This window comes from Streptomyces sp. NPDC051041, from assembly GCF_044456065.1.
GTDB classification, from domain to species: domain Bacteria; phylum Actinomycetota; class Actinomycetes; order Streptomycetales; family Streptomycetaceae; genus Streptomyces; species Streptomyces glaucus.
The window spans coordinates 745,210-757,332 of the sequence record NZ_JBITFM010000001.1 but is presented as its reverse complement, the minus strand read 5'-3'; the positions used below and the strand labels follow the sequence as shown (position 1 = coordinate 757,332).

The following is a 12,123-nucleotide window of genomic DNA, read 5'->3' as shown; positions in this document are numbered from 1 at the left end:
GCCGGATCTGGAAGCACGGTAACGTGTGGAGGTGACCGGTACTAATAGGCCGAGGGCTTGTCCATAGAGGCTCGCGTCCACTGTGTTGGTTCTGAAACCACGAACAGCCGTTTCCGGTTGTCAGTTTCATAGTGTTTCGGTGGTCATAGCGTAGGGGAAACGCCCGGTTACATTCCGAACCCGGAAGCTAAGCCTTACAGCGCCGATGGTACTGCAGGGGGGACCCTGTGGGAGAGTAGGACGCCGCCGAACAATTTGTGGGAAAGCCCCGCACCTTCTGGTGCGGGGCTTTCTGCGTTTGGCGTGAAAAGGCAGGGCCGGAAGGCCCGCCCTTTCACAGCCGACCCGCTGCTTTCAACGCCAGATATGCGTCGGACAGTGCCGGAGCGATCTCGTCCGGTACTGCGTCGACGACTGTGACGCCGTGGCGGCGGAGTTGTTCTGCGGTGCGGTGACGCTCGGCCTGGGCCTGTGCGGCGGCAGCGGCCTCGTACACCGCTTCCGTACTGCCGCGGGCCTTGGCCATCTGGGCGATGTGCGGGTCCGCCACGGACGCCAGCAGAACCGTGTGGCGTTTGGTGAGCTGGGGCAGAACAGGCAGCAGGCCCTCCTCGACGGGGGCCGCGTCGAGGGTCGTGAGCAGCACGATCAGAGAACGGCGGGGGGCCGTACGGAGCGCTGCGGCGGTGAGGCCGCGGGCGTCCGTCTCGACGAGCTCGGGTTCGAGCGTTGCCATCGCGCCGACCAGGGACGAAAGGACGTCGCCTGCCGTGCGGCCCTGGACCAGGGCGCGCACTCGGCGGTCGTAGGCGAGCAGGTCCACGCGGTCGCCGGCGCGGGAGGCGAGGGCCGCCAGGAGCAGGGCCGCGTCCATGGCGGCGTCGAGGCGGGGGACGTCGCCGACGCGGCCGGCCGAGGTGCGGCCCGTGTCGAGGACGAGAAGGATGTGACGGTCGCGTTCCGGACGCCAGGTGCGGACGGCGACCGCGGACTGGCGGGCCGTGGCACGCCAGTCGATGGAACGGGTGTCGTCACCGGGAACGTACTCCCGCAGGCTGTCGAACTCCGTGCCCTCGCCGCGCGTCAGCACACTGGTGCGGCCGTCCAGTTCGCGGAGGCGGGCCAGCTTCGCGGGCAGGTGCTTGCGGCTGGTGAAAGGAGGCAGGACGCGTACCGTCCAGGGGACCCTGTGGGTGCCCTGACGGGCGGACAGACCGAGAGGACCGTAGGAGCGGATCGTCACGCGGTCCGCCTGACGGTCGCCGCGGCGGGTGGGGCGCAGACGGGTGGTGAGACGGCGGCGCTCGCCGGGCGGGATGGTCAGACGGTGGCGGGAGGCCGCCGTCTCCGTGCCGGGCTGCCAGGCGCTGGGAGGCCAGGCGTCGCGAAGACGGGCGCGGAGCGGGCGGCGGGACGGATTGGTGACCGTCAGGGTGACGTCGGCGGTGTCGCCCAGGCGCACGGAGGTGTCGCCGGAGCGCGAGAGGCGCAGGCGGCGCACGGGGGCGGCCAGGGCGAAGTCGCAGGCGCAGGCCACTGCCAGAGGAGCGTTGACCGCGAGGACGCCCGTCCAGCCGGGGTCCCAGATGCCGACGGGGAGGGTGCCCAGGGCCGCGAGGAGCGCGGCGCGTCCGGTGACTGCCATCAGCGGGGGACGGGGACGTGGGCGAGGATCGCGTTGATGACGGAGTCGGCCGTCACGCCTTCCATCTCCGCCTCCGGGCGGAGCTGCACCCGGTGGCGGAGGGTGGGCAGGGCCAGTGCCTTGACGTCGTCGGGGATGACGTAGTCGCGGCCCGTGAGCCATGCCCACGCGCGGGAGGTGGCCAGCAGGGCCGTGGCACCGCGGGGGGAGACGCCGAGAGTGAGGGACGGGGACTCGCGGGTGGCCCGGCAGATGTCGACGACGTAGGCGGTGATCTCCGGAGAGACGGTGGTCCTGGCCACCGCCGCGCGGGCCGCCTCCAGATCGGCCGGACCCGCCACGGGGCGTACGCCGGCGGCGTGCAGGTCACGCGGATCGAAGCCCTCGGCGTGGCGGGTCAGGACGTCGATCTCGTCCTGGCGGGAGGGCAGCGGGATCGTGAGTTTGAGGAGGAAGCGATCCAGCTGGGCCTCGGGGAGGGGGTACGTGCCCTCGTACTCGACGGGGTTCTGCGTGGCGGCGACGAGGAACGGCTCGGGGAGGAGGCGGGGAGTGCCGTCGACCGTGACCTGGCGTTCCTCCATGGCCTCGAGGAGGGACGACTGGGTCTTCGGCGGGGTGCGGTTGATCTCGTCCGCGAGGAGGAGGTTGGTGAAGACGGGGCCGGGCTGGAAGGAGAACTCGGCGGTGCGGGCGTCGTAGACCAGGGAGCCCGTCACGTCGCTCGGCATCAGGTCGGGGGTGAACTGGACACGCTTGGTGTCGACGTCGAGGGCGGCGGCGAGGGCGCGGACGAGCAGGGTCTTGGCGACGCCGGGAACGCCTTCGAGGAGGACGTGACCGCGGCACAGGAGCGCGACGACGAGTCCGGTCACGGCGGGGTCCTGGCCGACCACGGCCTTGGCGATCTCGGCGCGCAGGGTCTCCAGGGCGGCTCGGGCGGCGCCCGGGTCCCCGGTCCGCCCGGCGCTGTCAGTGGTCGGGTCCATCATGGACGGCGTACCTCTCTTTCGAGGGCGTCGAGTCGGTCGGCGAGGGAGATCAGGGCCGCGTCGTCGCTGGGCGGCGGCCCGAAAAGGAGGGGCTGCAGGGACTGCCCGTCGCCGTGGAGGTGGGCGGACAGTGCGGGGAGCAGGGTCTCGGGCGCGTGCGCCTGGGCGACGGGGACGCCTACGAGGGGGGCGAGACGGGTGCGGGTGGTGGAGCGGAGAGCGGCGGCCGCGCGGTCGCGGGCGTTCGCTCTGCGGTAGAGGCGGGCGCGGCCTTCGACGGTTTCGGAGGCGCGGATCGCCACGGGGAGCTTCTCGGGCACGAGGGGGCCGAGCCGGCGGGCCCGCCACAGGGCGGCCAGGGCCGCGGCGATGAAGAGCTGCAGCGTGCCCCAGAGCCAGCCCGAGGGGATGAGGTCGAAGAAGCCGCGCTGGTCGTCGGGGTCGATCGCCGCCGCGTCGGAGAGCGAGGGGAGGTACCAGACCACATGGGGGCGGGAGCCGAGGAGCTGGAGGGCGAGCGAGGCGTTGCCCTGCTCGCCGAGGCGGTCGTTGAGGAGGATGTCGGGCGCGCCGAGGACGACGGTGTCGCCCCCGGAGGCCTCCGGGATGTGCAGCAGGGTGGCCAGCCGCGCGCTGGGGTAGCACTCGGTGGCGTCGAGGCGGGTGGTGGTGTAGCGCACGCCGCCCGTGTCGGCGGTGCCGGCGCGCCGGGCGGCGGGCAGGTCGCAGTCGGGGGACAGCGTCGAGTCGAGGCTGGTGGCGGGGTCCGCGGTGACGCCGGGGGCGAGCCGCTCGACGGAAGGGCTGCCGGGGGCGACCAGCACGGTGCGGCCGCGGGCGGCGGCGGTCGCGGTGTACAGCTCGGTCTGCTGGCGCGGCGTCAGGATGTCGGGGGCGGCGACCAGGAGGGTGGTGTCCGGGCCGGCCGCGGCGCGGGCCGCGGCCAGGGTGGTGACCACCCGGGTGGCGACGCCCCGGTCGGCGAGGAGCTCGGCGACGGCGCGGCTGCCGTAGGGGTCGGCGGAGCGCGGGTCGAGCTCGCCGTGCCGGGCGTCGGAGCGGATCACGGCGATCGCGACGGCCCCCGCCAGAAGGAGCACGAGAGCGAGGGCGACACCGCGCGCGCGGGTCCAGACCTGGCGGGCGGTGGGCGAGGCCGAGGTGACGGGGAGCGTGCCCTCGGTGGTCATTCGGCGGCCCCCCGGTGGGCGCGGTGGGCCGCCGTGCCGGAGGCGCTGCCGCTGCTCACGAGGTGCGGCTTGGTGCGCTGCAGGTCGCGGTCGAGACCGGTGATGCGGTGGTACGCCTGCTCGGTCGCCGTCCGGCCGCCGTACGTCACGTCGTCGAAGGCCCGGGCGGCGGCGTGGAGCCGGTCGCTGTGGGAGGGCAGGGTGCGGCCGGCTTCCGCGGCGGCCTCGTCGGCGGTGCGGCCGGGGCGGACGTCGAGGAGGGCGCGTTCCTCCAGAGCGCGGACGATGGCCCGCATGCGCTCCTGGACGGCCTGGTTCCAGTGGCCCCGGGCGGCGTGCGCCTCGGCGGCCGCGCGGTGTTCGGCGGCGCTGCGGGGGCGGTCGTCGAACAGGGCGGCGGAGGAGGCGGGCCGGCGGCGCGGAGTGCCGAGGCGCCACCACAGGGCGGCCAGTACGGCGACGGCGACCAGGACGACGATGACCAGGCCGAGCGTGCCGCCGGGGGCCGCGGTGGAGGCCGTGTCGAACAGCCGGCCGACCCAGTCCCAGAAGGCGTCCAGGGCGCGCTGGAACAGGCTGGGGTCGTTCTCGTGGTACATCCGCTTGGACAGCTCGCGCCGCGCCGCCTCCCGCGCGGGATCACGCGGGACCGTCACCGGCGGTTCGTCGCCGGGACGCAGCAGCGTGCGTATCGCGGTGCCGGCGGTCTGCGGTACCGCCGGCACCGCGCCGAGCACTCCCCCCGCCGCGCTCACGGCATCAGCTCCCCGGGGTGGCGCCGGGGGCGCCGTAGCCCTGGACTCCGGCGGCGCGGGCCAGTTCGAGGTCGAGGGCCTCGCGGCGGATGCGCTGGTCGATGTAGAGCAGCACGGTCACGCCCGCCGAGACCGGGAAGGTGATCATGGAGCCGATCACCGAGCCGATCCCGCTGACGACGAGGAACGCCCAGCCGAGGTCGCCGCTGCCGTCGAGGAAGCCGGCCACGCCGTCGCCGCTGAGGGCCGCGGCGAGGAAGGTGAAGGGGATGACGATGATCGACGCGAGGACGTTCGCGATGATCATGGCGAGCAGCTGTATGCCGAAGACCCGCCACCAGGAGCCGCGCACCAGCTTCGCGGAGCGGCCCATCGCCTTGGTGATGCCCTGCTTCTCCAGCATCAGCGCGGGCGAGGACAGCGAGAAGCGGATCATGAGCCACAGCGCGACGACGGCGGCGCCGAGACTGCCGAGGACGGCGAGCGCGACACCCGCCTCGCCGCCTCCCGCGAACGCCACCAGGATGCCGGGCAGCGAGCCGGCGCCGATGACGCCGAAGGCGATGAGCAGCAGCAGGAAGATCAGGCCGAACAGCTTCGGCACCTGCGGGCGGGCGTCCCGCCAGGCCTCGCCGGTGGTGACCGGCCTGCCGAGCACCGCGCGGCTGGTGACGGTCGTCAGCAGCGCGGTCGCCACGACGGTGCCGATCAGGGCGACCAGGGAGACGACCGCGGAGCTGAGCACGGCGTCGCCCATGGCGCGGCTCAGTTCGCTCAGGGTGGCGCTCGGATCGCTGAGGGCGGCGGTGCTGGTGTCGTCCAGGACGAAGCCCCGAAGCAGGACGACGACGATCTGGGTGAGGACCGCGACGGTCAGCGAGATGCCCAGGACCGTGCGCCAGTGGGTGCGCATGGTGGAGACCGCGCCGTCGAGGATCTCGCCCACGCCGAGCGGGCGGAGCGGGATCACGCCGGGCTTGGCCGCGGGCGGAGGGCCGCCCCAGCCGGCTCCCCAGCCGCCGTGACCGCCGTATCCGCCGCCGGGGGCTCCCGGGGGCGGAGCGCCCCAGCCGCCCGGGCCGGGCGGTGGAGGCGGCGGGGTCCGGCCCGGCGGCGGACCGGCGGGCGCGGACCACTGGGCCGGCGGCGGCTGCTCCTTGGACCACCTCGGGCCGGAGCCCGACGGCTCCGGGCCGGCCTGGTCCGCGGGCTGCGCGGGGTCGGGGCGGTCCACGGGCCCGGCGGGACCGGACGCGCCGGTGCCCTGCCCGTCCGAGGGGGCGGATCCGGGCGAGGCCCAGCCCGGAGTGTCGTTCATCGTCGCTCCTTCACGGTGCCCGTCCGCGGTCGCGGCGGCAGGTTGGCAGCCATCGTGCCATGGGGCGGTCCTCGGAGGACCGGCCGCGGTACGGGCTGCGCACCTTCAATTGTCCGCCGGAAAAGGGGCAGACTGGCCGCATGGCTGATCAGTACGCGCAATCCGGCGAGCACAAGCGGCCGACCGAGATCCCCGCGATCCGTTGGGAAGAGCCCCCCGAAGGTCCGGTGCTGGTCCTTCTCGACCAGACCAGACTCCCGGCCGAGGAGGTCGAGCTGGTGTGCACGGACGCATCCGCGCTGGTGGAGGCGATCCGTTCGCTCGCCGTGCGCGGAGCGCCGCTGCTCGGCATCGCGGGGGCGTACGGCGTCGCGCTCGCCGCCGTGCGGGGCTTCGAGGTGGAGGAGGCGGCGAACGCGCTGGCGGGCGCCCGGCCCACCGCGGTGAACCTCGCCCTCGGCGTCCGCAGGGCCCAGGCCGCCCACCAGGCCGCGCTGGCCAGGACCGGCGACCCCCGGCAGGCGGCCGACGCCGCGCTGGCCGCGGCACGGGCGCTGCACCGGGAGGACGCCGCGGCCAGCGCCCGGATGGCCGAACACGGCCTGGCGCTGCTGGACGAGCTGCTGCCCGGCGGTGGACACCGCATCCTCACGCACTGCAACACCGGATCGCTGGTGTCCGGCGGCGAGGGCACGGCGTTCGCCGTGGCGCTCGCGGCGCACCGCGCGGGACGGCTCAGGCGGTTGTGGGTGGACGAGACGCGCCCGCTGCTGCAGGGATCCCGCCTGACGGCGTACGAGGCGGCCCGCAGCGGCATGGCGTACACCTTGCTGACCGACAACGCGGCGGGTTCGCTGTTCGCGGCCGGGGAGGTGGACGCGGTGCTCGTCGGCGCGGACCGGATCGCGGCCGACGGGTCGGTGGCGAACAAGGTGGGGAGCTATCCGCTGGCGGTGCTGGCGCGGTACCACCATGTGCCGTTCATCGTGGTGGCGCCGGTGACGACGGTGGACCCGGACACGCCGGACGGGGCGTCCGTCGAGGTCGAGCAGCGCCCCGGGTACGAGGTGACCGAGGTCACGGTGCCCCAGGTGCCGGTGACGGGAGCGGGCGGCGGGGTCCCGGTGGCGCCGCTGGGGACGCAGGCGTACAACCCGGCGTTCGACGTGACACCGCCCGAGCTGGTGACGGCGATCGTCACCGAGGAGGGCGTGGTCTCGCCGGTGACGGCCGAGGCGCTGGCGCAGGTGTGCGGCAGGGCGCGCCGGGCGGCGAACGACGGGTGACGGGTGACGCCCGGCCGACCGGCGGGACGGCCCCTTCGGCCGCGTGGCGCGGGGGAGGGGCCGTCCGCTGCGCCGGGCCGGACGGGGGCGGGGCGGCCGTGCGCGGAGCCCGGCCGCGGGTGCGCGTGGCGGCGCGGCGGGGCCGGCGGTCGTCCCGGCCGTGACGCCGCGGTGGGCGAGGGCAGACAGCGACGGCCCCGTACGACTATCGTCACTGGCCAGTGAGCTACCTCACCAGCGCCTTCGCCGCCGTTATGAGAATGGGATGATGTCGTTTATGAAGGGACGAGTCCTTGTCGTCGACGACGACACCGCACTGGCCGAGATGCTCGGCATCGTGCTGCGTGGTGAGGGTTTCGAGCCGTCTTTCGTAGCCGACGGCGACAAGGCGCTGGCCGCCTTCCGGGAGACCAAGCCCGACCTGGTGCTGCTGGACCTGATGCTGCCCGGGCGGGACGGCATCGAGGTCTGCCGCCTGATCAGGGCGGAGTCCGGGGTGCCGATCGTGATGCTGACGGCCAAGAGCGACACCGTCGACGTCGTCGTGGGCCTGGAGTCGGGCGCCGACGACTACATCGTGAAGCCGTTCAAGCCCAAGGAGCTGGTGGCCCGGATCCGGGCGCGCCTGCGCAGGTCGGAGGAGCCGGCGCCGGAGCAGCTGGCCATCGGTGACCTCGTCATCGACGTGGCCGGTCACTCCGTGAAGCGGGACGGGCAGCCGATCGCGCTGACGCCGCTGGAGTTCGACCTGCTGGTGGCGCTGGCCCGCAAGCCGTGGCAGGTGTTCACGCGCGAGGTGCTCCTCGAGCAGGTGTGGGGCTACCGGCACGCGGCGGACACCCGGCTGGTCAACGTGCACGTGCAGCGGCTGCGGTCCAAGGTCGAGAAGGACCCGGAGAAGCCGGAGATCGTGGTGACCGTCCGCGGTGTCGGTTACAAGGCCGGGCCGAGCTGACATGTCCGGGGACAGCGCCGCTTCGGCTCCCGGCCGGTCCGGGGCCCGCGCGGGGCGGCCTGTCGGCCGGAAGGCGGCGGGCTCCCGCTGGGGCCGGCTCCTGGAGAGCGGGCTGCTGCAGGGCGGGGTCCAGGGCAGTCCGGTGGTCCGGCTGCTCATGCGCTGGATACGCCGGCCGCTGCTGCCCATGATGCGGCTGTGGCGGCGCAACATCCAGCTCAGGGTCGTCGCCACGACCCTGCTGATGTCGCTGGGCGTCGTGCTGCTGCTGGGCTTCGTCGTCATCGGGCAGGTCCGCAACGGCCTGCTGGACGCCAAGGTGAAGGCCTCGCAGAGCCAGGCCACCGGCGGGTTCGCGGTGGCCCGGCAGAGGGCCGACGAGGCGGCCGGCGGCAGCGGTGACGACGGCGCGGCGGTGGACGGCCGCCCGCCGCAGAACGTCATCCAGTGGATGAGCGATCTGGTGGAGTCGCTGTCCAGCGGCGGCCAGGGCGCGTTCGACGTGGTCACGCTGCCCGCGGGCGACGACAGCGGCGGCGGGCGCGGCCCGCGCGCCTCCGGGTACGTGGACCCGTCGGCCAGTGTGCCGGAGGACCTGCGCGAGCGGGTCGACAGCAGCACGGCCGCCGCCCAGAGCTACACCCGCATCGTCTACAGCTCCGACAAGGAGTCCCAGCCGGCCCTGGTCATCGGCAAGCGGGTCAACGACCCGAACGGCGAGCCGTACCAGCTGTACTACCTCTTCCCGCTGACGCAGGAGGAGAAGTCGCTCAGCCTGGTCAAGGGGACGCTGGCGACGGCCGGCCTCTTCGTCGTCGTCCTCCTCGGGGCCATCGCCTGGCTGGTGGTGCGGCAGGTCGTCACGCCCGTGCGGATGGCGGCCGGCATCGCCGAGCGGCTGTCCGCCGGGCGGCTGCAGGAGCGGATGAAGGTCACCGGCGAGGACGACATCGCGCGGCTCGGCGAGGCCTTCAACAAGATGGCGCAGAACCTGCAGGGGAAGATCAACCAGCTGGAGGACCTGTCGCGCATGCAGCGGCGGTTCGTCTCGGACGTGTCGCACGAGCTGCGGACGCCGCTGACGACCGTGCGGATGGCCGCCGACGTGATCCACGAGGCGCGGGAGGACTTCGACCCGGTGACCGCGCGGTCGGCGGAACTGCTCGCCGACCAGCTGGACCGGTTCGAGTCGCTGCTCGCCGACCTGCTGGAGATCAGCCGCTTCGACGCGGGCGCGGCGGCGCTGGAGGCGGAGCCGGTGGACCTGCGGGACGTCGTCCGGCGGGTCGTCGACGGCGCCGAGCCGCTCGCCGAGCGCAAGGGCAGCCGGATACGGATCGTGGGCGACCAGCAGCCCGTCGTCGCCGAGGCCGACGCCCGGCGCGTGGAGCGCATCCTGCGCAACCTCGTCGTCAACGCCGTCGAGCACGGCGAGGGCCGGGACGTCGTCGTCAAGCTCGCCGCGGCCGGCGGCGCCGTCGCGGTCGCGGTGCGCGACTACGGGGTCGGGCTCAAGCCGGGTGAGGCGACGCGCGTCTTCAACCGCTTCTGGCGGGCCGACCCGGCACGCGCGCGCACCACCGGCGGCACCGGCCTCGGGCTGTCGATCGCCCTGGAGGACGCGCGGCTGCACGGCGGCTGGCTGCAGGCGTGGGGCGAGCCGGGCGGCGGTTCGCAGTTCCGGCTGACGCTGCCGCGGACCGCGGACGAGCCGTTGCGGGGCTCCCCGATACCGCTGGAGCCCAAGGACTCGCGCCGCAACCGCGGACCGGACGGCGCCGGTGCGTCGTCCGGCGGCGACAGGGCCGTCAGCGTGCCGGCGCAGCAGTCGGCCGGGCAGGCCGCGGCGCCGCGGCCCGCTCGCGACCCGATCGGGCCGCGGCCGGCCGCCGTGGCCCCCGCGGCCGACCCGACGGCCCTGCCCGGCAACGGCGCGCGCGTGGTGCCCCGTCCCGTCTCCGGCGCCCGGCGGCAGGACGACACGCAGGGGACCCGTACGGACACGGGGCCGGAGAGCTCGGACAGGCAAGGGGAGGCATTTCGTGGGCGCTGACCGCGAGGGGGGCGTCCGGCGGGGGCCGGTGCGCGCGGCGGCGTACGCCGTCTCGGGCGTCGTCCTGCTGGCGGGGTGCGCCTCGATGCCCGACAGCGGGGACCTGCGAGGCGTCGAGTCCACGCCGCGCCAGGACACACAGGTACGGGTGTTCGCCATGCCGCCGCCGGAGGACGCCTCGGCCCCGGACATCGTGCAGGGCTTCCTGGAGGCGCTGACCAGCGACGACCCGCACTACGAGACGGCCCGCAAGTACCTCACCCCCGAGGCCGCGCGGACATGGCGGCCGGAGCTGTCCATCACCGTGCTCGCCGACGGGCCGGGCACCGAACCCGACCACATGGGGAACCGGGACGAGATCGACGACTACTCGCTCACCCTGACCGGCACCAGGGTCGCCACGGTGGACGCCCAGCAGGCGTACACGCCCGCCGGCGGACCGTACAGCCAGCCGGTGCACCTCAGGCGGGACAAGGAGAGCGGGCAGTGGCGCATCGACGTGCCGCCGCGCGGCATCGTCATGGGCAAGTCGGACTTCCAGCGCAACTACATGTCCGTCAACAAGTACTACTTCGCGTCGAACGCCGCCGCGGACCCGCGGACCGGCGAGGGCGCTCAGCCCGCGCTCGTCGCCGACCCGGTCTACGTGCGCGAGCGCGTCGACCCCATGACCCAGGTGGTGCGCTCCGTCCTCAAGGGACCCACGAGCCTGCTCCGGCCCGTGGTCAGGTCGAGCTTCCCCGCCGGTACGGGGCTGCGGAAGGACGTCACCGCGCTGACGCCCGACGACCGGAACAAGCTGACCGTCCCGCTCGACGCGAAGGCCGCCCGGGTCGGCCCGGACACGTGCGACGAGATGGCGGCCCAGTTGCTGTTCACGCTGCGGAACCTCACGCCGGCCGTGGACGAGGTCGAGCTGCTCGCGGGCGACGAGCAGCTGTGCTCGCTCGCCGAGGAGCGGGCCGGGGCCGTCGCGACCCACGGAGCGGCGCAGCACCCCGACCACCTGTACTTCCTCGACGGCGACCACCGCCTGGTGCGGATCCCGGCGGGCAGCCCCGCCACCAGGCCGGAACCGGTGCCGGGGGCGCTGGGCGAGGGCCGCAGGCCGCTCAGGTCGGTGGCGGTCTCCCGCGACGAGCACGCCGCGGCCGGCGTCGCCCTCGACGGCGGGGCGCTGTACGTCGGGTCGCTGGCGGCCGGCGGTTCGCTCGGCGAACCCGTCCTGGTCAGCGAAGGCGGCACGGAGCAGGACCGGCTGACGCCGCCCAGCTGGGACGCGCGGGGCGACCTGTGGGTGGCCGACCGCGACCCCGACGACCCGCGGCTGCTCCTGCTGCCGGGCGGCGACGGCGAGCCGGTGCAGGTCAGGACCCCGGGCCTGGAGGGCCGTGTCCAGGCCGTCCGGGTGGCCGCCGACGGGGTGCGGATCGCGCTCGTCGTGGAGAAGGACGGCAAGGGCTCCCTGTTCGTCGGACGGATCGAACGGCAGAGCGGGAGCGGTGGGCAGCCGGCGGTCACCGTGCGCGAACTGCGCGCCGCCACGCCCGAGCTGGAGGAGGTCACGGCCATGGCCTGGGCCGGTGACAGCCGGCTGGTGGTGGTCGGGCGCGAGCACGGGGGCGTGCAGCAGCTGCGCTACGTCCAGGTCGACGGCTCCGCGCCGGAGGCCCCGGCGCCCGCCGCCCTGACCGGGGTGAAGGAGATCGCCGCGTCCGAGGACGACCGGGTGCCGATGGTCGCCCACTCGGACGACGGCATCGTCCGGCTGCCGTCCGGGGCGCAGTGGCAGAAGGTCACGGAGGGCACGGCGCCGGTCTATCCGGGGTGAGGCGCTGACGGAGGCGGCCGCTTCCGCCGGGGACCCGGCGGGGCGGCCGCTGCCGTTCCGGTGCCGCGGGTCCTTCCGGGGAATGGGGCCGCCGCTGC

The 12,123-nt window shown here is 74.5% G+C and carries 9 protein-coding genes and 1 rRNA gene; 5 read left to right on the top strand and 5 right to left on the bottom strand.

From position 1 onward, the window contains the following. The first annotated feature begins 135 nt into the window (after positions 1-135). Positions 136-252, top strand: a 5S ribosomal RNA gene (gene rrf / locus ACIBAI_RS03230). Between the two features lie 82 nt (positions 253-334). Here rrf and ACIBAI_RS03225 read toward each other — a convergent pair. The 5 genes from ACIBAI_RS03225 to ACIBAI_RS03205 are packed head-to-tail and all read right to left on the bottom strand — an operon-like array spanning position 335 to position 5,900. Further along, positions 335-1,645, bottom strand: a complete 1,311-nt coding sequence (locus ACIBAI_RS03225) for a DUF58 domain-containing protein (protein ID WP_399030703.1) — start codon at positions 1,643-1,645, stop codon at positions 335-337. Next, positions 1,645-2,634 carry an AAA family ATPase gene (locus ACIBAI_RS03220; RefSeq protein ID WP_399030729.1) on the bottom strand — a complete coding sequence of 330 codons (990 nt, stop codon included), beginning with the start codon at positions 2,632-2,634 and terminating at the stop codon, positions 1,645-1,647. The genes ACIBAI_RS03225 and ACIBAI_RS03220 overlap by 1 nt, the downstream gene beginning before the upstream one ends. After that, positions 2,634-3,827, bottom strand: coding sequence for a DUF4350 domain-containing protein (locus ACIBAI_RS03215; protein ID WP_399030702.1), 1,194 nt, complete (start codon positions 3,825-3,827; stop codon positions 2,634-2,636). The genes ACIBAI_RS03220 and ACIBAI_RS03215 overlap by 1 nt, the downstream gene beginning before the upstream one ends. Further along, a complete protein-coding gene (locus ACIBAI_RS03210; protein WP_399030701.1) occupies positions 3,824-4,582 on the bottom strand; it encodes a DUF4129 domain-containing protein in 759 nt (252 codons plus the stop codon). Before ACIBAI_RS03210 ends, ACIBAI_RS03215 begins: the two co-directional genes overlap by 4 nt. A gap of 4 nt (positions 4,583-4,586) precedes the next feature. Continuing rightward, positions 4,587-5,900 (bottom strand): glycerophosphoryl diester phosphodiesterase membrane domain-containing protein, encoded by a 1,314-nt coding sequence (locus ACIBAI_RS03205; protein ID WP_399030699.1) that lies wholly within the window; start codon positions 5,898-5,900, stop codon positions 4,587-4,589. 140 nt (positions 5,901-6,040) lie between these two features. Between ACIBAI_RS03205 and mtnA the strand changes: the two genes are divergently transcribed. From mtnA to ACIBAI_RS03185, 4 genes are all read left to right on the top strand, one after another. After that, complete coding sequence (gene mtnA / locus ACIBAI_RS03200; protein WP_399030698.1) at positions 6,041-7,186, top strand: S-methyl-5-thioribose-1-phosphate isomerase; 1,146 nt, start codon at positions 6,041-6,043, stop codon at positions 7,184-7,186. A 265-nt stretch (positions 7,187-7,451) separates the two neighbouring features. Further along, positions 7,452-8,141, top strand: a complete 690-nt coding sequence (gene mtrA, locus ACIBAI_RS03195; RefSeq protein WP_344609495.1) for a two-component system response regulator MtrA — start codon at positions 7,452-7,454, stop codon at positions 8,139-8,141. A 1-nt stretch (position 8,142) separates the two neighbouring features. Beyond that, positions 8,143-10,194, top strand: coding sequence for an MtrAB system histidine kinase MtrB (mtrB, locus tag ACIBAI_RS03190; protein WP_399030697.1), 2,052 nt, complete (start codon positions 8,143-8,145; stop codon positions 10,192-10,194). Next, positions 10,184-12,025, top strand: coding sequence for an LpqB family beta-propeller domain-containing protein (locus ACIBAI_RS03185; protein WP_399030695.1), 1,842 nt, complete (start codon positions 10,184-10,186; stop codon positions 12,023-12,025). Before mtrB ends, ACIBAI_RS03185 begins: the two co-directional genes overlap by 11 nt. The last annotated feature ends 98 nt before the right edge of the window (positions 12,026-12,123 follow it).